This window comes from Vibrio sp. L3-7, from assembly GCF_963898195.1.
In the GTDB taxonomy this organism is placed as follows: Bacteria; Pseudomonadota; Gammaproteobacteria; order Enterobacterales; family Vibrionaceae; genus Vibrio; species Vibrio echinoideorum.
In genome coordinates, this window is the sequence record NZ_CAWQUW010000045.1 from 109,580 (window position 1) to 133,756 (window position 24,177).

9 protein-coding genes are annotated in these 24,177 nt (G+C 47.2%); 4 read left to right on the plus strand and 5 right to left on the minus strand.

Going from position 1 to position 24,177, the window contains the following annotated elements:
- Window positions 1–455: 455 nt before the first annotated feature.
- The 4 genes from AACW75_RS20645 to pfaD are packed head-to-tail and all read left to right on the plus strand — an operon-like array spanning window position 456 to window position 18,038.
- On the plus strand, window positions 456–8,303 hold the full coding sequence (locus tag AACW75_RS20645; RefSeq protein ID WP_145570373.1) for a type I polyketide synthase: 7,848 nt from the start codon (window positions 456–458) through the stop codon (window positions 8,301–8,303).
- Window positions 8,303–10,345: a PfaB family protein gene (locus AACW75_RS20650; protein ID WP_145570372.1), complete on the plus strand. Its 2,043-nt coding sequence runs from the start codon at window positions 8,303–8,305 to the stop codon at window positions 10,343–10,345. The genes AACW75_RS20645 and AACW75_RS20650 overlap by 1 nt, the downstream gene beginning before the upstream one ends.
- Window positions 10,342–16,362, plus strand: a complete 6,021-nt coding sequence (locus AACW75_RS20655; protein WP_237297505.1) for a hotdog fold thioesterase — start codon at window positions 10,342–10,344, stop codon at window positions 16,360–16,362. Before AACW75_RS20650 ends, AACW75_RS20655 begins: the two co-directional genes overlap by 4 nt.
- A 38-nt stretch (window positions 16,363–16,400) precedes the next feature.
- Window positions 16,401–18,038, plus strand: a complete 1,638-nt coding sequence (gene pfaD, locus AACW75_RS20660; RefSeq protein WP_145570368.1) for an eicosapentaenoate synthase subunit PfaD — start codon at window positions 16,401–16,403, stop codon at window positions 18,036–18,038.
- Window positions 18,039–18,146: 108 nt separating this feature from the next.
- Here the strand turns inward: pfaD and hflX are convergent, their stop codons facing one another.
- The 5 genes from hflX to AACW75_RS20685 all read right to left on the minus strand — a co-directional run bounded on the left by hflX (window position 18,147) and on the right by AACW75_RS20685 (window position 24,134).
- Window positions 18,147–19,514 carry a GTPase HflX gene (gene hflX, locus AACW75_RS20665; RefSeq protein ID WP_017073597.1) on the minus strand — a complete coding sequence of 456 codons (1,368 nt, stop codon included), beginning with the start codon at window positions 19,512–19,514 and terminating at the stop codon, window positions 18,147–18,149.
- A gap of 279 nt (window positions 19,515–19,793) precedes the next feature.
- Complete coding sequence (locus AACW75_RS20670) at window positions 19,794–20,906, minus strand: ABC transporter ATP-binding protein (RefSeq protein WP_135457974.1); 1,113 nt, start codon at window positions 20,904–20,906, stop codon at window positions 19,794–19,796.
- A 6-nt stretch (window positions 20,907–20,912) separates the two neighbouring features.
- Entirely contained in the window at window positions 20,913–21,770 is an 858-nt protein-coding gene (locus AACW75_RS20675) for a carbohydrate ABC transporter permease (protein ID WP_065113368.1), read from the minus strand.
- The gene (locus AACW75_RS20680; protein WP_135457972.1) at window positions 21,767–22,705 is read right to left on the minus strand and encodes a carbohydrate ABC transporter permease; all 939 of its coding nucleotides are present in this window, start codon (window positions 22,703–22,705) and stop codon (window positions 21,767–21,769) included. Before AACW75_RS20680 ends, AACW75_RS20675 begins: the two co-directional genes overlap by 4 nt.
- 181 nt (window positions 22,706–22,886) lie before the next feature.
- Window positions 22,887–24,134, minus strand: coding sequence for an ABC transporter substrate-binding protein (locus AACW75_RS20685; RefSeq protein WP_145570366.1), 1,248 nt, complete (start codon window positions 24,132–24,134; stop codon window positions 22,887–22,889).
- Window positions 24,135–24,177 lie beyond the last annotated feature (43 nt).

Genomic DNA, 24,177 nt, shown 5'->3' on the forward strand with positions numbered 1-24,177 from the left:
ACTAAAAAACAATTCATACCCATTAAATATCAATAAGTTAAATACAATAAAAATACAAAAATTAAAAACACACTCGATTCATCTGGTCTGAACAGATCATAGTGGCCGCTGGGAGCATTGTATCAACTACTCACCTCGGGTAGCCTGCTCAACCATTAAACAAATTCACACGTTTTTTTTGCGGATACCTGCTTTGCACAAAAGCAGTACTTTGGATAGGATTTTAATGGACATGACCCTCACATTCGAATGCCCTCTTCGCGCATGAAACACGTTCTCAACTCCCGCAAGTCAATGTACTTCGCACACCCTATTTCAGTTAGGTGGCCTACTTTTGGCAACCTTGCTCTTCAGCTGCGTTTGCCCAAGTCTGTTTCAGATTTATTTTCGATCCATTTAGAAACGCAGCCTCAAAACACGACATCGCCCTCAGTGATTTCAAGTGGAGACTCATAATGAGCCAACCCGAAAAAAATACACCGGAATCAGTCGACGACACTCGACTCAATAAACGCCTTAAAGATATGCCAGTTGCTATCGTTGGTATGGCAAGCATGTTTGCGAACTCCCGTTACTTAAATAAGTTCTGGGATTTGATCAGTGAAAAGATCGATGCAATTACCGAAGTACCAGATACGCACTGGCGTCCAGAAGATTACTACGATGCAGATCGTACTACGCCAGACAAGTCTTATTGTAAGCGCGGTGGTTTCATCCCTGAAGTGGACTTCAACCCTATGGAGTTCGGTCTTCCGCCAAATATCCTAGAACTGACTGATACATCACAGCTGCTTTCTCTGATCGTTGCAAAAGAAGTGCTTGAAGATGCCAAGCTGCCTGAAGGCTACGATCGCGATAAGATCGGTATTACGCTCGGTGTTGGTGGTGGTCAAAAGATCGCTCAAAGCCTAAATGCTCGTCTGCAATACCCTGTTTTGAAAAAAGTCTTCAAGAGCAGTGGCATCAACGACGAAGACAGCGAAATGCTGATCAAAAAATTCCAAGACCAATACATCCACTGGGAAGAGAACTCCTTCCCTGGTTCGTTGGGTAACGTAATTTCAGGTCGTATCGCTAACCGCTTTGACCTTGGTGGCATCAACTGTGTGGTAGATGCTGCGTGTGCAGGTTCTCTAGCCGCAATGCGCATGGCTCTTAGTGAGCTGGTTGAAGGCCGCAGTGAAATGATGATCACAGGTGGTGTGTGTACTGATAACTCGCCAACTATGTACATGAGCTTCTCGAAAACACCAGCATTCACCACAAATGAAACGATTCAACCTTTCGACATCGACTCAAAAGGAATGATGATTGGTGAAGGTATTGGCATGGTTGCTCTTAAGCGTCTTGAAGATGCTGAACGCGACGGCGACAGAATCTACTCAGTAATTAAAGGTGTGGGTTCTTCTTCGGACGGTAAGTTCAAGAGTATTTACGCGCCTCGCCCTGAAGGACAAGCAAAGGCACTAAAGCGTGCTTACGATGATGCAGGTTTCGCACCGCACACGCTTGGTCTTTTAGAAGCGCACGGCACAGGTACAGCTGCCGGTGATGTAGCTGAATTTGGTGGCCTAAACTCAGTATTCAGTGAGAACAATGAAGAGAAGCAACACATTGCGTTAGGCTCTGTGAAATCTCAAATTGGTCACACTAAATCAACCGCAGGTACAGCAGGTTTAATCAAAGCTGCATTGGCTTTACACCACAAAGTGCTGCCGCCAACGATCAACGTATCAGCTCCGAATCCTAAGTTGGATATCGAGAACTCACCGTTTTACCTAAACACACAAACGCGTCCTTGGATGAAACGTGTCGACGGTACACCGCGCCGTGCAGGTATCAGCTCATTTGGTTTTGGTGGCACTAACTTCCACGTAGTAATGGAAGAATACACACCAGAACACGCTCGCGGTGACAAATACCGTCAACGCCAAGTACCTCAAACGCTATTGTTCAGTGCTGAATCTCGCCAAGCACTGGTCAGTGATCTAAAGCAGATTTCTACTCAAGCTACAGATGCTGCGTTCAAACTGGAAACGCTTGCTGAACAACATGCTCTACGCGAAGTTGACGCTAAGCATGCTCGTATTGGTTTAGTCGTGACTGACCAAGCAGACCTTCAAGCGCAACTGACTCAAGCGGTTTCTATGCTTGAAAGCCAAACCAAAACACATTGGCAGATGCCAAACGGTACTAGCTACCGTGAATCGGCACTGATTGCTGAAAACGGTGCAGGTAAAGTGGCAGCGCTATTTGCAGGTCAAGGTTCGCAATACCTGAACATGGGCCGCGAGCTTGCTTGTCATTACCCTGAAATGCGCCAACAGCTTGCTCAAGCGGATCAAGTATTTGGTCAGCACAAGAAAACGGCTCTGTCGCAAATTCTGTTCCCAATTCCAACGTTCACACCAGAAGCAACCAAAGCTCAAGAAGCGGTGCTAACCAACACGGCCAATGCGCAAAGTGCGATTGGTACGGTGTCTATGGGTCAGTTCGACATCATGACTCAAGCTGGCTTCAAAGCTGACATGGTCGCAGGTCATAGCTTTGGTGAACTAAGTGCACTATGTGCATCGGGTGTTATCTCGCAAGACGATTACTACCAGCTAGCTTTCGCTCGTGGCGATGCAATGGCAGCAACACCTAAACAAGGCGACAGCGGTACTATGTTTGCGGTCATCTTAGACGCAGACAAGCTTCCAGCCGTTGAAAGCTGCATCAGCCAATTCGAAGGCGTGAGCATTGCCAACTACAACGCTCCGACTCAACTGGTTATTGCAGGTCCAACTGCGACGGTTCAACAAGCAGCACAAGCGCTAACAGAACAAGGCTTCAAAGCGATTGCTCTGCCAGTGTCTGGTGCTTTCCACACACCACTTGTTGCTCACGCTCAAAAACCATTTGCTTCTGCAATTGATAAAGCTTCATTCAGCGCTCCAACGCTGCCGCTTTACTCAAACGCAACGGGCAAACTGCACAGCAAAGACGCGAAAGCGATCAAGAAAGCATTCAAACAGCACATGCTGCAATCGGTTCGTTTCAGCGAGCAAATTGAAGCGATGTATGAAGCAGGCGCGCGTGTATTCGTTGAGTTCGGTCCGAAAAACATTCTTCAAAAGCTGGTTGAGAAAACATTGGCTGATAAGAACGAAGAGCTTTACGCAATCAGCATCAACCCAAGCCCTAAAGGCGACAGTGACCAACAGCTTCGTTTAGCTGCGGTTCAACTGTGCGTGGCAGGTGTTTCATTAGACAACATTGACCCTTACCAAGCTGACATTGCTGAACCTGCAAAGGCATCACCAATGAACATCAAGCTGAATGCAACCAACTACATCAGCCCTGCTACTCGTAAGAAAATGGATCAATCACTGGCTTCGGGCAACGTCACCGAAAAAACTGAGATTGTTGAAGTGAAAGTTGAAGTCGAGAAAATCGTGGAAAAAGAAGTGATCAAAACAGAAATCGTTGAAGTACATGTGCCTGCTCCTCAAGCTTCAAATGTACAACAATCAGTTGCAGCACCAAATGTACGAGTAGCAACAGCAACTCAGCAGCCTCAAGTGGCGCAACCTGCACCAGCGACTATTCAACCAACAGCTTCAGTAACGGTTGATGAGTCTTCACTGCAATCATTCTTCAATGCTCAACAACAAGCAGCAGAAGTACATCAGCAGTTCCTTGCGATTCCTCAGCAATACGGTGACACGTTCAACACCCTAATGTCTGAGCAAGCGAAAATGGCAACAGCAGGCGTAGCAATTCCTGAGAACCTACAGCGTTCTATGGAGATGTTCCACCAGCACCAAGCTGAAACGCTAAAAGCTCACGCTCATTACCTAGAAATGCAAGCGCACAGCAACAACTCAGCACTTAACATGCTGACGCAAGGTTCAGTCGAAACAGCACAACCAACCTTCGTTGCGTCTGTAAATGCTCAGCCAGCGATTCAAGCTACTCCAACAGCTATCGTTCAACAGCCTGTAGCTCAAGTACAAGCGACTCCTGTACAAGCTCAGTCTGTTCAAGCTGCGCCGGTTCAAAATACAACAACTCAGCAAGCTCCAGTACAGAAAGCAGCTCCTGCACCACAAGTAGCGGCTCAAGCGGCAGCGCCTGTTGCAGCTCAACCAGTGCCAGTTAAAGCGCAACCGGTTCCTGTGGCTGCACCAGTAGCAGTACAATCAGCAGATGCTGAAAAAGTGATGCTAGAAGTGGTCGCTGAGAAAACGGGTTACCCAACGGAAATGCTTGATCTAGAAATGGACATGGAAGCAGACCTTGGTATCGACTCAATCAAACGCGTAGAGATTCTTGGTACCGTTCAAGACGAAATGCCAAACCTACCTGAGCTGAACCCTGAAGATTTAGCTGAGTGTCGTACTCTTGGCGAAATCGTTACTTACATGAACAGCAAGATGCCTGCATCAGCGCCTGTTGCTGCACAGCCAAGCGCAACCGCTCCTGTTCAAGCAGCTAACGGTCTTGATGCAAAAGTCGTTCAACAAACCATGCTAGAAGTGGTTGCTGAGAAGACAGGTTACCCAACGGAAATGCTTGATCTAGAAATGGATATGGAAGCAGACCTTGGTATCGATTCAATCAAGCGTGTTGAGATTCTTGGTACGGTTCAAGATGAACTGCCTACTCTTCCAGAGCTAAACCCTGAAGACTTAGCTGAGTGTCGCACTCTTGGCGAAATCGTTGCCTACATGAACAGCAAGCTTCCAGCTTCAGCTCCTGTGTCTTCACAGGCACCAATGGTTGCTCCGGCAACAGCTAGCAATGGACTAGATGCGGCTGTCGTTCAGAAAACCATGTTAGAAGTAGTCGCAGAGAAGACGGGCTACCCGACTGAAATGCTAGATCTAGCAATGGACATGGAAGCTGACCTTGGTATCGATTCAATCAAGCGTGTTGAAATTCTAGGTACGGTTCAAGACGAGCTACCGACTCTTCCAGAGCTCAACCCTGAAGATCTCGCTGAGTGTCGTACTCTAGGCGAGATCGTTGACTACATGAACAGTAAGCTTCCCGTTTCTGCTCCAGTAGCAACTCAAGCATCTGCATCAGCGCAAGCAGTATCAAACGCTTTAAACGCAGAACAAGTTCAAAGCACAATGCTGAGCGTAGTGGCTGATAAAACAGGCTACCCAACAGAAATGCTAGACCTAGCAATGGACATGGAAGCAGACCTTGGCATCGACTCAATCAAACGTGTTGAGATCCTTGGTACGGTTCAAGACCAGCTACCAACACTGCCAGAGCTGAACCCTGAAGATTTGGCTGAGTGTCGTACTCTGGGTGAAATCGTTGCTTACATGAATACTAAAGGCATGAACAGCAAGCTAGGCGCTACTGCTACTACGAGTACAGAAGTCGCTGCAGCAACTGTAGAAAGCACGAGCAACGACCTAAACCCTGCTCACGTTCAATCAACAATGATGGAAGTGGTTGCCGACAAAACAGGCTACCCAGCAGAAATGCTCGACCTAGCGATGGACATGGAAGCAGACCTTGGCATCGACTCAATCAAACGTGTTGAGATCCTGGGTACGGTTCAAGACCAGCTACCAACACTGCCAGAGCTAAACCCTGAAGACTTAGCTGAGTGTCGTACGCTTGGTGAAATCGTTACTTACATGCAAAGCAAGCTATCCGCAGCAGCACCCGTAGCGACTCCTAAAGCTGAATCAGTAACGCCTATCGCAGAAACAGCGACAGCGGAACTTCCTCCACACAATGAGGTAGCGCTAAAAAAGCTACCAGCGGCAGATAAACTCGTCGATTGTTTCTCAAAAGACGCTTGTGTCGTGATCACAGATGATGGTCACAACGCCGGTGTTCTAGCAGAAAAGTTGACCGCTAACGGCATTCAAGTTGCTGTAGTGCGTAGTGCTCTTTCTGCCGCGTCACCTTTAAACAGTGAAATCGCAAGCTACACACTCAACAGCGTCGATGATGCTGGTGTGACTGCAGTTATTAACGACATCGAAGCAGACCTTAAAACGTCGAACAAAGTGATTGCTGGCTTCATTCATTTACAAGCTATCGTTGATGCGAAACAAAGCAACGAGCAAGCGGTTAACTTGAATGCAGACTCAAGAACTTCGCTAACCACAGCGTTCTTGTTCGCGAAGCACCTAAATGGCCAACTGACTGCTGTTTCTGGTCGCAGCGTGTTCTTCACGCTAAGCCGAATCGATGGTGGCTTTGGTTACTTAGATACTAAGCAATTAGCGAATGCAGAACTTAACCAAGCCGCGTTGTCTGGTCTCACTAAGACACTAAGCCATGAATGGTCAAACGTGTTCTGCCGTGCATTGGATGCTGACGCTTCTATTGATGCTCGTCACCTAGCTGAAGCTATCACAGGCGAACTGTTCGATATCGATACCAACACGGTTGAAATCGGCCTTAGCCATGCGGAAAACGGTGAATCTGGTCGTGCAACATTGATTGCGGCAACACCAGGAGCTGCACAAACGAAGAACACAGGCGCTCAACTCACCAAGAGCGACAAAGTTCTCGTAACGGGTGGCGCTAAAGGCGTGACGTTTGAATGTGCGCTGACGCTTGCTAAGCAATGTAAGTCTCACTTCATTCTTGCGGGTCGTAGTAAGCATATTACTTCAGCTGAGCTACCTCAGTGGGCACAAGGCAAGCAAGAGAAAGAGCTAAAACCAGCGGCTATCGCTCACCTACAAGCAACAGGTGACAAACCAACGCCGAAAAAAGTTGATGCCTTGCTAAAACCGGTATTGAGCAGCCTTGAAATCAACGCAGCACTTGCCGCTTTCAACGAGATTGGCGCGAGCGCTGAATACCTAAGCCTAGATGTATCGAACCATGAGTCAGTAGCGAAAACGCTGGCAAATTTCGATGGCATCACAGGTCTTATCCACGGTGCAGGCGTACTGGCTGACAAACACATTCAAGACAAAACGCTTGATGAACTGAACATGGTTTACGGCACGAAAGTGGGCGGACTAGAAGCGGTTCTTGGCGGTCTTGATAGCAGCAAGCTAAAACTGATTGCGATGTTCTCTTCGGCGGCGGGTTTCTACGGAAACACAGGCCAAAGTGATTACTCGATGTCTAACGAGATCCTAAACAAAGCAGCTCTGCAGTTGTCTGCGCGTAACCCTCAAGCGAAAGTGATGAGCTTCAACTGGGGACCGTGGGACGGTGGCATGGTCAACGCAGCACTGAAACGTATGTTCACAGAACGTGGTGTGTACGTAATTCCTCTTCAAGCAGGTGCAGAGCTGTTTAGCTCTCAACTACTGAACGAAACTGGCATTCAATTGCTGGTTGGTACGAGCATGCAAGGTTCTGACAACAAGGAAGCTGCTGTAAAAAAGCTTAATGCGGAGTCTGTGCATCTTGCAAAGAGTCCGCTGAATACAAGCATCACTGTGACACGTCATCTTGATCCAAAGGCATTGCCTTTCATTCAAGATCACTGCATTGCCGGTAACCCAGTGTTACCGACAGTGTGTGCCATCCAATGGATGCGTGAAGTGGCAGAGCAACTGTTAGGGGTGAACGTTAGCGTTCACAACTACAAACTGCTTAAGGGTGTGATTTTTGATACTGATGAAGTGCAAGAACTGAATCTGGTTCTTTCTTCTGATGCTAAATCAAAAGATCAGCTAAAAGCGGTGATCAGTTGCCAAGGGCGACCACAGTATCAAGCTCAGTTGCAAGTTGCCTCTGTGCAAGTGTCTGAAGATGTTCAACAAGCGTCAGTAAAACGCTTTGAGGCCAACACTTCAGCACCTGTAACAACGGCACAAGCTCTATACAGTGACGGTACTCTGTTTCATGGACCAAGATTGCAAGGTATTACCTCAGTCGAACGCTTTGACGACTTAGGCTTATTGGCTCAATGCCAGTTGCCTCAGATTGAAAACAGCGACTGCGGATCATTTATTCCTAAGCAAGGCTTTGGTGATAGCCAGCCATTTGCTGAAGATTATCTGTTGCAAGCAATGCTGGTATGGGCTCGATTGAAATACGGCGCGGCAAGCCTACCGTCTGCAATCGGTGAGTTTATTTGTTACGCACCGATGCACAATGGTGACCAAGGTTGGCTAGAGCTGAGCGTGATAAAAAGCACGGCTCGTTCGCTGCAAGCTGATATCTCGCTTTACCACCAAGATGGTCGTTTAAGCGCAGTAATGAAAGGTGCAAAAGTCACCATCAGCAAGAGCTTAAACGACGCATTTTTGCCGAAGTCTAGCTCAGCAGTATCGAAGAAAGAGGCGACTAAGAACCCAGAAAAGGAGCAATTGTCATAGTGACTGTTCCTTCTAATAAAGCGATGCCATTGCGCATCGCTCTTTTAGCTCAGCCAGCAAACGCGGCTGAGCTTTCTGCCGACTTATTCCCCTCGTTCCCAGACATGATAACTGTTGTGGTTGATGGCGATTTTAATCAAGCACTTAGCCGTGCGATTGAGACTGTAAATCAAGGCACTGCTGTTAAACTCTGTTTGGATTCTCACTCACCATCGTTGTTGATGTTAAGTGCGCTGAATGCTGCTCAGAATAAGATTCACCCACACGCGAATTTAGCGGGCTTTGCCGAAACTCTCGATCTAGATAATGGAGATAGCGTTCAGCTTGCTCTAGAGATGTCACGCCGCCCCGCTTCAGACTTAAACCATCAACAGCAATACTTTGCCCTATCTGCTTCGCAGCAGTTTGATGAATTGTTGAATATGGTTAATGCGATATCGAGCCGTTCATTGCCGAGCCATTATTGGTTCACTGAGTCGAACAAAGCACGTGTTGCTGCGTTAACTTCCAGTGACGATAGCCAAAAAGCCACCAGCCTGATATTGACTCAAGCGACCGGTTTACAAGAACCAAAACCATTGCTATCCAGCGAACGTTTGATGTTTGTGATTTCAGGCAACGAACAAGCCGAATTGGTTTCTCAATTAACCTCGTTAAGAGAAGATCTTAAATGCGTTAACGAATCGGCAGACCGTGAACTTGCTATCGCTACCTTAATGCATTCAAACCTAAGTCACTTCCAAAGCGTTCAGCACAATGCTGGCCGTGGTGCGAACATCGTGATTCAAGCCGCTTCAATTGAGGCTGCAATACAAGAGAGCACTGCGCTAGAAAATGCGTTGCCAAAAGTAATGGCGGACAATAGCCAATACAAAACCCCAGCGGGCAGTTGTTTCTCACCGATGCCTCAGAGCAAAGGTGGCGTTGCATTTGTTTACCCTGGTGTTGGCACAGTTTATCCCGGCATGTTGCGCGAATTTCACCACAATTTCCCACAGTTATTTGCTCGTTTAGAACGTGAAGGTAACTTGAAAGAGATGCTGCAGGCTGACAAAACCTACGCCGAAGACTCGCAAGAAATGTCGCTCAGTGAGCTGGCAATTGCCGGTGTGGGCAGTAGTTATCTGTTAACACAACTGCTGTGTGATGAATTCAAAGTGCAGCCAGATTTCGCTTTGGGTTACTCCAAGGGTGAAGCCTCCATGTGGGCCAGCTTAAATGTTTGGAAGAACCCGCATGCGCTGATTGAGATGACTCAAACTAGCCCTATTTTCACCACGGCTATTTCTGGCGAACTCACCGCAGTACGTCAAGATTGGCAGCTGAACAGCGACGAAAGCATCCAATGGAATAGCTTTGTGGTTCGCAGTGATGCACAAGCAATTGAGGCTCTGCTACCAGAGTTTCCACGTGCTTATCTCGCTATCATCCAAGGTGACACTTGCGTACTGGCAGGTTGTGAAAGCACATGTCGTGCACTACTCAAGAAACTGGGTAAACGTGGCATTGCCGCGAATCGTGTTACCGCAATGCACACCACACCAGCATTGAGCCAACATAGCCAAGTGCGTGAGTTTTACACGCAACCACTGTTCGACGAATTGCCAAAGCATATCCGCTTTATCAGCGCAGCAGGTCTACCGACGGGCGCACCAATCAATATCGACAGCGATAGCATCGCCCTTTCGATTGCCGACACTTTCTGTTCGACGCTGGATTTCACCGCGTTGATCCAGAGTGCACGTCAACAAGGTGCTCGTCTGTTTGTCGAAGTGGGTGCCGATCGTCAAACCAGCACATTGATCGACAAGATCAATCGTAGCGACAACGTAGCAGACCAATACTGCACAATCGCTTCCAATGCCAAAGGCGGTGACGATGTTGTCACGCTCATCAAATGCATTGGTCAGCTCATTACTCATCAAATCCCATTGTCTGTCGAGCCTCTTATCCAAGGGCTAGACCAACAGATCACCGCAGCTAAGCAATTAAGCGGTTTATCTCAAGGCAGCGCAGTGAATTATCAAGGAGAGCTAGTATGAGTTCTCAATCGAAGCCATCTCAATATCAAGCTCAGGCTCAGGCTCAGGCTCAAGCTAAGAACAAACAGCAAGTGAAGTGCAATAAGATCGCGATTGTCGGTATTGCTAACCAATACCCAGAAGCTGATACGCCAAAAGATTTTTGGCAAAACTTGCTGAATAAAAAAGATTCTCGAACCACATTAAGCGCTGAAAAGTTAGGTGCTAAACCTGAAAGCTATCAGGGCGTTCAAGGTGAGTCAGACCGCTTTTACTGTGACAAAGGCGGCTACATCGAAAACTTCAATTTCGATAGCAATGGCTACCGCTTAACAGCAGAATCATTTAACGGCGTAGATCAAAGCTTCCTATGGGCTTTGGACACAAGTCGTAAGGCGTTAGTCGACGCAGGCATTAATTTAAATGCCGATGTTTTAGAGCGCACAGGCGTGATCATGGGTGCCCTTTCGTTCCCAACCACACGTTCAAACGACCTGTTTCTGCCGATGTATCACTCGGTGGTCGAGAAAGCACTTAAAGATAAATTGGCTAATGACCAGTTTTCACTGCTACCAACCAATGAAACCGCGCAAGACCTCAACCCTATCAATGGTGCTGCAGCACATAATGCCTCTAAGTTAGTGGCTGATGCATTGGGTCTAGGCAACGTGCAACTTAGCCTAGATGCAGCATGTGCAAGTTCAGTGTATTCATTGAAGTTAGCGTGTGATTACTTGAACACGGGCAAAGCCGACATGATGTTGGCAGGCGCGGTATCAGGTGCTGACCCATTCTTTATCAACATGGGTTTTTCCATTTTCCACGCTTACCCTGACCACGGTGTGTCGGTTCCGTTTGATAGCAACAGTAAAGGTCTATTTGCTGGCGAAGGTGCCGGTGTTTTAGTCCTAAAACGCTTAGCTGATGCAGAGCGTGATGGCGACAACATTTACGCAGTCGTCAGCGGTATTGGCTTGTCGAACGATGGCCGTGGCCAGTTCGTATTAAGCCCAAATAGCAAAGGACAAGTACAAGCCTTTGAACGCGCTTACGAGGCATCAAACCTAACACCAGACAGCATTGAGGTGATTGAGTGTCACGCAACCGGCACACCATTGGGTGACAAGGTTGAGTTAACCTCAATGGAGCGTTTCTTTGCTGACAAATTGAATGGTTCTAACCCGCCATTGATTGGCTCTGCGAAGTCCAACCTCGGTCACTTGCTGACTGCGGCAGGTATGCCAGGGATCATGAAGATGATCTTCGCGATGAAAGAAGGTGTGCTTCCTCCAAGTATTAATTTGGACAAGCCACTATCGTCACCAGAGGGTGTATTTGGCTCACAAACTCTGCCAACGCAGGTTCAACCTTGGCCAAGTAAAGCAGGTAACCAAGAGCGCTGTGCGGGTGTTTCTGTATTTGGTTTCGGTGGTTGTAACGCTCACTTACTGCTTGAAACGTATTCAGACACCAGTCATGTAAACCAGACTCTAGAGTCAGCGTCTCCAAGCCTACAGCCGTCCAATTTAAGCATTACTGGCCTCGCGTCTCACTTCGGTTCTCTGCAAAGCATCAATGCGCTAAGCACTGCAATTGAAACCAACAACGATGCTTTCATTGCTTTGCCTAAGAAACGCTGGAAAGGCTTAGACCAACATCCAGAACTACTGAATCAGTTTGGTTTACACGGCATTCCAAACGGAGCGTACATCGATCAATTCGATCTCGATTTCCTACGCTTTAAAGTGCCGCCTAATGAAGATGACCGTTTGATCTCTCAGCAGTTGCTACTGATGAAAGTTGCAGACGAAGCCATCAAAGATGCCAAGCTCGTGGCAGGCCAAAAGGTTGCAGTACTGGTAGCGATGGAAACTGAGCTTGAGATGCACCAATTCCGTGGACGCGTAAACCTGCATAGCCAATTGGCTGACAGCTTTACCAACATGGGTATTGAGCTAACACAAGATGAATACCAATCGCTAGAAACCATCGCGATGGACAGTGTGATGGACGCAGCCAAGCTGAACCAATACACCAGTTTCATCGGCAATATCATGGCTTCGCGTATCTCTTCACTATGGGACTTTAACGGCCCTGCGTTTACGATTTCAGCCGCTGAACAGTCAGTTGCTCGTTGTATCGACGTCGCGCAAAACCTAATGTCGCAAGAATCAATAGATGCAGTCGTGATTGCAGCTGTTGATCTAAGTGGCAGTGCAGAACATGTGATTCTGAAGAACAGCGTGAGCCCAGTGTCACTTGTACCAAAATTCGGACAGCCGCAAGACGGCAATTGGAATGTGGGTGAAGGCGCAGGTGCCATTGTTCTTGTTGAAGAAAACCGAGTAGCTAGCAATCAAGATACGGCTTACGGCAGCATCAACGCATTAGCCTTTGGTTCAAGCGAGCATAACAACGCCGTTGCTGATGAGTTACTGACTCAAGTCGGTATGAACTCGAACGATGTTTCATTGCTTGAGCTTAACCATGCACCAGAGTCTTCATCACACGAGCTTGTACCTCTCAACTTAGGGGTTTCCAAGACGACTCAAGCGAGTCAGCGTGTAGGTCACTGCTCTGCAGCCTCTGGTATGGCAAGCCTGCTACACGGTCTGCTCAACCTGAACTTGGCTCCTCTGAATCCAAATATCAGCTCTAAGAGTGCGATTGTTGCCAACATCAGCGAAGGACAATGTTCACAGCTGCTACTAAGCCAATCGAGTGTTGAATCTCAATCACTTTCCGTTCGTTTAAGCAATGAACTGGCGAGCGATGCTAAACGTCAATTGGTTAAGCAAGTGACTCTTGGTGGTCGCGATATCTATCAACATATTGCCCAAACCCCAGTGACTAACTTAGCAACGATTCAACAGAAAGCTTCTGGTAAACAAGCAGCAAGAGTAGCGTCGATTCCAACGACAGCAAATATTAAAGCAGCCCTTGCGCAAAAAGAGTTAGAGAAGAAAGCATTAGCGCAGAACGCGGTAGAGCCAGTCATCGAAACTCCTACATCAGTATCCCCTACTCTGGCGCCAACGCGCCACAGTCAGCTAACAGGTAACCACAGCAATATGACTCATGTCCTATCCGCTAAAAATGGCGTATCGAATATCGACGCTAATACGGATGCAGCATCACAGCCGTCTGTAACACCACACAACCAAGCTTTTGCTCAAAACCAGCAAGCAGCGCAGCAAGTACACAAAGCATTCCTGCACACTCGTGCCCAAGGCATGCAGATGGCTGATGCACTATTAAAAGCGCAGCTAAACGCAGTGACGTCTGGTTTAGATAGCTCAGCCCTTATTCAACAAACGAATGGTCAACAAGCGACTGGCCAACAAACGCCAGCTCAGCCTGTTCAAGCTCAACCAGCTCAGGTTCAGTCAACACCAGTCAACGTACTTGCGACGCCAACACCAGTAAAACCTGTTCGTAAGCCATGTATCTGGGATTACGATGATCTGGTTGAATACGCGGAAGGCGACATCGCCAATGTATTTGGCCCTGACTACGCGATCATCGATAGCTACTCGCGCCGCGTTCGCTTGCCAACCACTGACTACCTATTGGTATCTCGTGTAACCAAGCTCAACGCGACAGTGAACGAGTACAAGCCAAGCACAATGACCACAGAGTACGACATCCCAGTTGATGCACCGTATCTTGTCGATGGTCAGATCCCTTGGGCTGTTGCGGTAGAATCTGGTCAATGTGACCTAATGCTGATCAGCTACTTAGGCATTGATTTCGAAAACAAAGGCGAGCGTGTTTACCGCCTGCTTGATTGTACGCTGACTTTCCTTGGTGACTTGCCTCGTGGTGGCGATACGCTGCGTTACGATATATCAATCAACAACTTTGCTCGCAATGGCGACACGCTGCTGTTCTTCTTCTCGTACGAATGTTTCGTTGGCGACAAGATGATCCTGAAAATGGATAACGGCTGTGCGGGCTTCTTCACTGATGAAGAGCTAGCAGATGGCAAAGGTGTGATTCACACTGAAGATGAAATCAAGGCTCGTAAGCTTGCAACTAAGCAACGCTTCGACCCTATGTTGCATTGCCCTAAAACGCAGTTTAACCACCAAGAATTACGTCATCTACTGACTGCCAACATTGCAGAGTGTTTTGGCCCGACTCACCAATCTAATCGCCACCAGCCTTCTCTATGCTTCAGCTCAGAGAAGTTCATGATGATCGAAAAGGTTAGCCGTGTTGAACCACAAGGTGGCACATGGGGACTTGGTCTGATTGAAGGTCATAAGCAGCTAGAGCCTGAGCACTGGTACTTCCCTTGTCACTTCAAAGATGACTCAGTAATGGCTGGCTCTTTGATGGCAGAAGGTTGTGGTCAACTACTGCAATTCTTCATGATGCACCTTGGCATGCACACGCTTGTTCAAAATGGTCGTTTCCAACCGCTTGAAAATGCCCCTCAACAAGTACGTTGTCGTGGTCAAGTTCTACCGCAATCGGCAGAACTGACTTACCGCATGGAAGTAACTGAGATTGGTCTAAGCCCTCGCCCATACGCGAAAGCTAACATCGATATTTTGCTAAACGGCAAAGTGATTGTTGATTTCCAAAACTTGGGTGTAATGATCAAAGAAGACAACGAATGTACTCGTTACTTGCCTTCTTTAGAGACAGCTAAGATCTTAGTTGCTGACACTGTAGCAGAGACAGCTGTCGCGACCCCTGTTATCGAAAACTTGGGTCACACACCAGCGGTTAACCAACAGGCTTCAGCTAATGCGCCATTAATGGCTCAAATTGAAGACCTAGCAACAGCGCCAAACAAAGGTGTGGTTCCACTTCAACACGTTGAAGCGCCTTTAACTCCTGATTACCCGAACCGCACGCCAGACACAGTTCCGTTCACGCCTTACCACATGTTCGAATTCGCAACGGGTGATATCGAGAAATGTTTCGGTCCTGACTTCTCTATCTACCGTGGCATGATCCCACCACGTACTCCGTGTGGCGACTTGCAGCTAACGACACGTGTGGTTGAGATTGAAGGTAAACGTGGTGAATTCAAGAAACCATCTTCATGTATCGCAGAATACGAAGTGCCAGAAAACGCATGGTACTTTGATGAAAACAGCCACCAGACCTTGATGCCTTACTCGGTATTAATGGAGATTTCACTGCAGCCAAACGGCTTTATCTCTGGATACATGGGCACAACACTGGGCTTCCCGGGTGAAGAGTTGTTTTTCCGTAACCTAGACGGCAGCGGCAAAATGCTACGCAATGTCGATTTACGTGGCAAAACCATCACCAACGATTCTCGTCTGCTTTCAACGGTAATGATGGGCACCAACATCGTACAGAGCTTCAGCTTCGAGCTAAGCACTGACGGTGTCCCTTTCTACCAAGGTACAGCGGTATTTGGTTACTTCAAAGGCGCAGCACTGAAAGACCAACTTGGTTTGGACAACGGTAAAGTGACTCACGCATGGCACGTTGATAACAATCGCACGCCAGACGTAAACATCAACTTGCTAGACAAAACAAGTCGTTACTTTAATGCACCTGTTTCTTCTACTGGTGAAGTGCAAGAGCACTACCAACTGGCTGGCGGTCGTTTGAACTTTATCGATACTGTGCAGATCACTAGCGATGGTGGTAAAGACGGTCTGGGTTACCTATACGCTGAGCGTACGATTGACCCAAGCGATTGGTTCTTCCAGTTCCACTTCCATCAAGACCCAGTAATGCCGGGTTCTCTAGGTGTCGAAGCGATCATCGAACTGATGCAAACCTATGCACTAAACAAAGATCTTGGTGCTGGCTTCCGCAATCCGAAATTTGGTCAAATCCAATCTGAAGTGAAATGGAAATACCGTGGTCAAATTAACCCTCTGAACAAACAGATGTCATTGGATGTACACATCACTGCAATCAAAGACGAAGACGGCAAACGCATCATCGTTGGCGACGCAAACCTGAGCAAAGATGGTCTGCGTATTTACGAAGTGAAAGACATCGCAATTTGTATCGAAGAAGCCTCTGTTATCAATAAAGCTTAAGCCGCCATTAGAGACAAAGAATTAGGAAAGAATTTAGTATGACAACTCAAACTACAATCAATAACGAAAAGCTATCTCCGTGGCCTTGGCAGATTGAAGGGAGCACTACTCATTTCGATAACGCAGCAATGTCGACAATCTTGAAAGATTTAAGCCTTGCTTGTTACGCAGTGAACCACCCAGAAAAAGGCTTAGGCGTAAGCCAACAAGCTGAGATTACATCGGGCGATTCAGCTAGCGCAGCAAACAGCCAGCCTGTTAGCGCTTTTGCTCCAGCTCTTGGTACACAAAGCCTAGGCGACGAAGATTTTCGTCGCTGCCACGGCGTAAAATACGCTTACTATGCAGGTGCAATGGCAAACGGCATTTCATCTGAAGAGTTAGTGATTGCGCTTGGTCAAGCTGGCATTCTTTGTTCATTTGGCGCGGCGGGCTTAATCCCGTCTCGCGTTGAGCAAGCGATCAACCGTATTCAAGCAGCACTACCAAACGGTCCTTACGCGTTTAACCTGATTCACAGCCCAAGTGAACCTGCACTAGAGCGCGGCAGTGTAGAGCTGTTTTTGAAGCACCAAGTAAAAACGGTTGAGGCTTCTGCATTCTTAGGTTTAACACCGCAAATCGTTCACTACCGTGCAGCAGGCCTTAGTCGCGATGCACAAGGTGAGATTCAGATTGGCAACAAGGTTATTGCCAAGGTAAGCCGTACTGAAGTAGCGAGCAAGTTCATGCAACCTGCTCCTGTGAAAATGCTGCAAGCTTTGGTTAATGAAGGTCGAATCACAGCAGAACAAATGGAACTGGCACAGTTGGTTCCTATGGCTGATGACATTACTGCAGAAGCCGATTCTGGGGGTCACACCGATAACCGTCCACTGGTTACCCTACTGCCAACGATTCTTGCCCTGAAAGAGCAAATCCAAGCACAGTACCAATTCAAAACTCCACTACGTGTCGGTTGTGGTGGTGGCGTAGGTACGCCTGACGCTGCTCTAGCGACGTTTAACATGGGCGCGGCTTACATTGTTACTGGTTCAATCAACCAAGCGTGTGTTGAGGCTGGCGCGAGCGAACACACACGTAAGCTGCTTTCGACAACTGAAATGGCTGACGTGACTATGGCCCCGGCGGCAGACATGTTCGAAATGGGCGTGAAACTGCAAGTGGTTAAACGCGGCACCTTGTTCCCAATGCGTGCAAACAAGCTATACGAGCTATACACGCGTTACGATTCAATTGAAGCGATTCCAGCAGAAGAACGCCTAAAGTTAGAGAAGCAAGTATTCCGTTCAACGCTGGATGACATTTGGGCGGGAACTGTGGCGCACTTTAACGAGCGCGACCCAAAACAAATCGAACGAGCTGAAGGCAACCCAAAGCGTAAAATGGCGTTGATCTTCCGTTGGTACTTAGGGCTTTCTAGCCGTTGGTCAAATACAGGTGAACAAGGTCGTGAGATGGATTACCAAGTATGGGCAGGCCCTGCACTTGGCGCATTCAACGCATGGGCAAAAGACAGCTATCTAGACGATTACCAACAGCGTAATGCCGTTGATCTAGCAAAACACCTAATGCATGGCGCAGCCTACTTGGCTCGCGTTAACTTGCTGACCTCACAAGGCATCAAGCTTGATCCAGAGCTAGCACGCTGGAAGCCAACTCAAAGAATGGCTTAAGTGGCTCATGACTTAGCTAAACTTAAATTAGCTAGGCTCAACGAATAAAAAAAGCGACCACTTAGGTCGCTTTTTCTTTAGGTGTTCTTATCTAAATTTGATAGACGATTAAGAGTTTTGCATACGCTTTTTCAGTCGCGCTAAATCAATGGCGCTTGAACGAACCGTTAATTTGATGTGTTCGTAGTCGTACTCTTCTTTAACCACACTCATGTTTGAGCGAATCTCACCGATGATGCCTTGTCCAGAATAAGGGATAGTGATCTCTTCTTCGATCATGCCTTCTTCAGCAACACCAACGATGTACTTGTGCAGTTTCGTGATATCTAACGGATCACGAGTCGACGTTAGCATCGCATCTGGGAATTCTTCGATCAGCTCTAATTGCTGTTCTTCAGTCAATCTATCGCACTTATTGAGCACTAATAGTTTTTCGCTACCTTCAACGCCCACTTGTGCTAATACGTCGTGTACGACATCAAGCTGAGCTCGGAACGAAACGTCAGAAGCATCAACCACATACAAAAGCAGTGAAGCATCATGCGCTTCTGCTAGCGTTGAGTGGAATGAAGCAACCAGATCGTGTGGCAGTTTCTTGATGAAACCAACCGTGTCTGAAACCAAGATACGTGGCTGAGTAATTGGCTGAAGTGCACGAACCGTAGTATCTAGCGTTGCGAACAGTTTATCTTCACCCACCACTTCGGTTGCGGTCATTGCACGCATCATCGAAGACTTACCGGCATTGGTGTAGCCAACTAAAGCAACAGTGAAAAGCTCCGCGCGCCTTGTGCGTCTGGTCTTCATTTCATCTTGTACGCTTACTAGCTCACGCTTAAGCGCAGCAATTTGGTCACGTACGTTACGACGGTCTAGCTCTAGTGAAGTTTCACCTGCGCCCTGACCCATTTGACGCTCTTTATCACCCTCAGCCGTTTCACGCAGTCGTGGAACTAAATAGTTTAGACGAGCGATATCAACTTGCAGACGAGCAGTACGAGTACGAGCGTGACGGCTGAAGATTTCGATGATGATGCCAGTACGGTCAAATACTTCCACACCCAAACTCGCCTCAACAGTACGCATTTGAGATGGACTTAAATCACAGTCAAATACCACAACATCAGCGGCACCGTATTGGAAGTTGCCCGTTGGAAGATCATCAAAATCTAGCTCATCGATTTCAGAACTAAAATCAAACGACTCATCAATAAAATCTTCATCTTCAGCTTCTTCAATAGAGCCTTGGTAACCAGTTAGATGTGCAATTTCGGCAAGCTTACCTGCACCCAACACATTCTGTCGTTGAGATGAATTATGGTGTTGCGATTGCGTACCAACGACTTTAAACCCTAGGGTTGACACTAAGCGAGCAAGTTCGGCAAGAGACTCTTTTGCTTCGTCACCTTTAAAATCCGGTGTCGTAATAGAAATAAGTAAAGCGTTATTCGCCGCTGGTTTTGCTGTTAGTTTCATGTATTCTTCTGTTTATGCACCAAAGTGCAACCTAGTTTTTGATCTAAAGTAGTGTGATCCTACGCGTTTCTACGTCAGCTTTATAGAGCTAAGGGATACTAAATCACGATATTATTGCAGTAGAAGCATATATATCGTTTATCCCTCTGTTTTTATAAGGAATAAAAAGCAAGTATAGACAACGAAAAAGGCAGCATCACGTTATTTATTACTAACTGGTGATACTGCCTTTAATTTAGACATGAACTTTGATTGTTAAACTAACTCAGCAACTAAAAGTTAGAAATCAATTCTCGCTTCAGTCTGAGCATCAAAGAACACGGCTTTCGATAGGTCAAAATGCAGGGGCGCCATTTGCCCAACCGACACTTCAAACTCTGGCGACAAACGACACGCCACTTCTTGGTCGTTAACTTTGACCATCGCGATAGTATCTGGTCCTGTCGGTTCCAATACCTCTAGTTGTAAGTCTAGTTTTGTTGAAGCAGAAACATCATCACTTGGCTGCTCAGTAATATGCTCAGGACGTAGCCCTATCACCAACTCTTTGCCATCTTGGTCACGCATACTCTGTGGCAATCGGATGTGGTGTTCTTGTTCGGCAGTACCCACCACTTTGATGATCGGGTTTTGCTCATCATCCAAGTCCACCATGGTTTTAATGAAGTTCATTGATGGTGAGCCCATAAAGCCCGCTACGAACATGTTGTTTGGCTTGGTGTAGATCTCTTGTGGTGTACCTAACTGCTGCAGTTCACCGTCTTTCATTACTGCGATGCGATCCGCCAGAGTCATTGCTTCGATCTGATCATGAGTTACATAAACAATCGTGGTGTTGAGCTTCTGATGCAGGCGTTTAATCTGATGACGCATCTCAACACGCAACTTGGCATCCAAGTTAGAAAGCGGCTCATCAAATAGATACAGCTTAGGACGACGAGCCAGAGCGCGGCCCATCGCGACACGTTGACGTTGGCCACCAGAAAGTTGTGACGGTTTACGATCCAGTAACTGTTCGATTTGCAGCATTTCTGCCACTCGATTAACTTCGGCATCAATCTCTTGTTGAGGCATCTTACGAATCTTCAGACCAAAGGCGATATTGCCACGCACCGTCATGTTTGGATAAAGCGCGTAAGACTGGAATACCATCGCAATGTCGCGATCTTTGGGCTCAACCTGCGCCACGTCTATGCCATCAATTACAATCTCACCCGAGCTAATATTTTCTAGCCCAGCGATGGTATTCATTAGGGTGGATTTTCCACACCCCGAAGGGCCGACAAGTATCAAAAATTCCCCCGAATCGATACTGATGTCGATGCCCTTTAACGTTTCGTTGTCCGCGTTGCGATAGGTTTTACGGATCTGTTTTAAATCTAATGTTGCCATGGGTAATTATCCTTTTACTGATCCTGCCGTTAGGCCACGAACAAAATATTTTCCTGCGAAGACATACACCAACAGCGTTGGCAGTGCGGCGATGATCGCGGCAGCCATGTCGACGTTATATTCCTTAACGCCAGTACTGGTGTTGACTAGGTTGTTTAATGCCACGGTAATCGGCTGAGTATCTGAGCCGGAATAGACCACTCCGAACAAGAAGTCATTCCAAATCGCGGTAAACTGCCAGATCACCGTCACCATGATGATTGGCGTTGAGATCGGTAATAAAATTTTGAAGAAGATGGTAAAGAAGCCAGCCCCATCCAACTTTGCCGCTTTGATCAATTCATCAGGAATCGAGATATAAAAGTTACGGAAAAACAGTGTCGTAAATGCCATACCGTAGATAACGTGCACAATCACCAAGCCGATAGTTGTGTTCGCTAACCCCATCTTGCCAAGCATGGTTGCCATTGGCAGCAACACCACTTGGAATGGGATGAAGCAGCCAAATAACAACAAACTAAAGAACAGGTTTGAACCTCTGAATTGCCATTTCGTCACAACATAACCATTGAATGCACCGAGCAATGTTGAAATCGCAACCGCAGGAATCACCATTTGGAATGAGTTCCAGAAGTAGCCTTTGATGCCTTCACATTTCACGCCCGTACAGGCGGTATCCCACGCTTTATACCAAGCATCGAACACCCACTCTTTCGGCAAGCTCATCAAGTTACCCGCCTTGATGTCTGGCAGAGTTTTGAATGAAGTGAGCGCCATTACGAACAGTGGCATTAAATACACCAAGCAGAAGAAAAGCAGTGCTGAATAAATAAAGATTCGAGCAAAGTTGACGTTATTCATCATGACTTTTTCTCCCTAAGTTCAGAGTAAAGGTAAGGCACGAGAATCGCTAAGATACCGGCAAGCATCATCATGGCGCTGGCAGCACCGAGGCCGATTTGCCCACGAGTAAATGAGTGCGCGTACATGAATAGAGCAGGAAGATCCGATGAATAACCGGGGCCACCCGCCGTCATTGCCGTCACAAGGTCAAAGCTCTTAATCGCGATGTGTGAAGTAATGATCACGGCACTGAAAACCACAGGACGCAAGCAAGGTAAAATGATTTTAAGATAGATAGTGGGTAAGCTTGCCCCATCAATTTGAGCGGCTTTAATGATTGAAGAATCGATACCGCGCAGCCCCGCTAAGAACATTGCCATCACGAACCCTGAAGACTGCCAAAGTGCCGCTATCACTAAGGTGTAGACCGACATTTCAGAATTGACGAGCCAATCGAACCTGAAGTCAGTAAAACCCCAGTCATGCATCAGTTTTTCAATACCAAGACCAGGATTAAGAATCCATTTCCACGCCGTACCCGTCACGATGAACGACAACGCCATTGGGTATAAATAGATGGTACGAATCGCGCCTTCTTGGCGGATGTTCTGGTCAAGTAATACTGCTAAGCCAACACCTAGCAAGATAGCAATCGCCATGAATAGAAAACCAAACACACCAAGATTAGTGATTGAGGTTATCCAACGATCGTTGTCCATCAGCTTTTCATATTGGGTTAAACCAACGAAGTTAAAGCTAGGCAGAAATCGAGAGTTGGTGAACGACAAGGCTGCCGTCCAAAATATATAGCCGTAGATGCACACCACGGTCACTAACGCAGTTGGCGCCAGTACAATTTTAGGTAACCAATGTTGTAACCTGTCAGCAAAACTTGGTTTTGGCGCAGGCTGGCTCCTTGTGGATTTTGGAGTCGACTCAGTCAAAACATGCTCCATAACTTATCCTTGTTGCACAATCGAGCCAATGGCTTACCTTTCGGCACCACATCAGCATCACGCATATCAGAATTAGAAGTGAAGAGCAGATAGACTCCCTACGAGCCTACCCACCCTGGGGGTTCGATAAAGCAACACATCCCGTCACTCACGTGCGTTGTGCGTTGCTTATCAAGTTAGATTAGATAGCGGCTTTCACTGCTTTAGCTAACTTAGCTGCCGCTTGTTTAGGATCAGCATCTTTATCATTGAAGAAGTTGGTCACTACGTCATAGATAGCGCCTTGAGCGTAGCTTGTTGTCGCTAGGCCGTGAGCCATACTCGGAACAAGATCGCCCGATTCAGCACTTGCTTTGAAGGTTGCCATTGAGTCCAGCGCACATTGGTCGAATTTAGACATGTCCATATCTAGACGTACAGGGATTGAACCTTTGTTAAGGTTGAAGACTTCTTGGAAATCTTTGGTAAGAATGGTTTTCGCTAGGTCTTGCTGCGCTTTTTGGTTCTCTTTGTCACTTAACTCAAAGAACGCAAAGCTATCGATATTGAAGGTAAATTGGCCGTCAGTACCCGGAGCTGGTGCACAGATGTAATCTTTACCCGGCACTTTGCCTGCTGCAGTAAACTCACCTTTCGCCCAGTCACCCATGATCTGCATCGCGGCTTCGCCATTGATAACCATTGACGTTGCGACGTTCCAATCACGACCTGGAGAGTTGCTGTCGATGTAATCACGCATCTTTTTGAACTTGGTGAACACTTCCACCATCTTGTCGCCAGATAATACGCCCATATCAAGATCAACGAACGCTTTGTTGTAATCTTCACTGCCTAGTACGTCGAGAGCCACGGCTTCGAATACCGTCGCGTCTTGCCAAGGTTGACCACCGTGAGCCAGTGGAATAAAGCCAGCTGCTTTAATCTTGTCTGCAGCAACAAAGAACTCATCTAATGTAGTCGGAACCGTAACGCCTGATTTTTCTAAAACAACAGGGTTAGCCCAAAGCCAGTTAACACGGTGAACGTTGACAGGAACCGCGACATATTCGCCATCCCACTTCATCACTTTAGTGACGACTTCTGGTAGTAGTTCATCCCACTGTTCTTGTTTCGCAGTTGCATCGAGAGACGTTAGAAAACCTAAACCACCCCACTCTTGAATATCATGACCTTTAATCTGCGCGGCAGATGGAGGATTGCCCGATACTGCTCGCGTTTTCAAAACAGTCATCGCACTTTCACCGCCGCCACCAGCAACAGCAAAATCTTTCCAAGTATGGCCTTGTTCTTCAATCATCTCTTTCAGTACCGCTGCAGATTTCGCTTCGCCACCGGCAGTCCACCAGTGAAGCACTTCCACTTCACCGGCTTGAGAAAATGTTGAGGCTGCAAGAAGAGATAGAGTAAGTAGGGTTTTATTGATTTTCATTATAATCTTCCATGTTTAGCGGACTCGACGTCCGGTTCAATAA

Excerpts from the sequence above, each read along its gene's own strand:
- hflX (WP_017073597.1), bottom strand. The coding sequence starts at position 19,514 with ATGAAACTAACAGCAAAACCAGCGGCGAATAACGCTTTACTTATTTCT.
- pfaD (WP_145570368.1), top strand. The coding sequence starts at position 16,401 with ATGACAACTCAAACTACAATCAATAACGAAAAGCTATCTCCGTGGCCT.
- AACW75_RS20685 (WP_145570366.1), bottom strand. The coding sequence starts at position 24,134 with ATGAAAATCAATAAAACCCTACTTACTCTATCTCTTCTTGCAGCCTCA.
- AACW75_RS20645 (WP_145570373.1), top strand. The coding sequence starts at position 456 with ATGAGCCAACCCGAAAAAAATACACCGGAATCAGTCGACGACACTCGA.
- AACW75_RS20670 (WP_135457974.1), bottom strand. The coding sequence starts at position 20,906 with ATGGCAACATTAGATTTAAAACAGATCCGTAAAACCTATCGCAACGCG.
- AACW75_RS20655 (WP_237297505.1), top strand. The coding sequence starts at position 10,342 with ATGAGTTCTCAATCGAAGCCATCTCAATATCAAGCTCAGGCTCAGGCT.
- AACW75_RS20680 (WP_135457972.1), bottom strand. The coding sequence starts at position 22,705 with ATGGAGCATGTTTTGACTGAGTCGACTCCAAAATCCACAAGGAGCCAG.
- AACW75_RS20675 (WP_065113368.1), bottom strand. The coding sequence starts at position 21,770 with ATGATGAATAACGTCAACTTTGCTCGAATCTTTATTTATTCAGCACTG.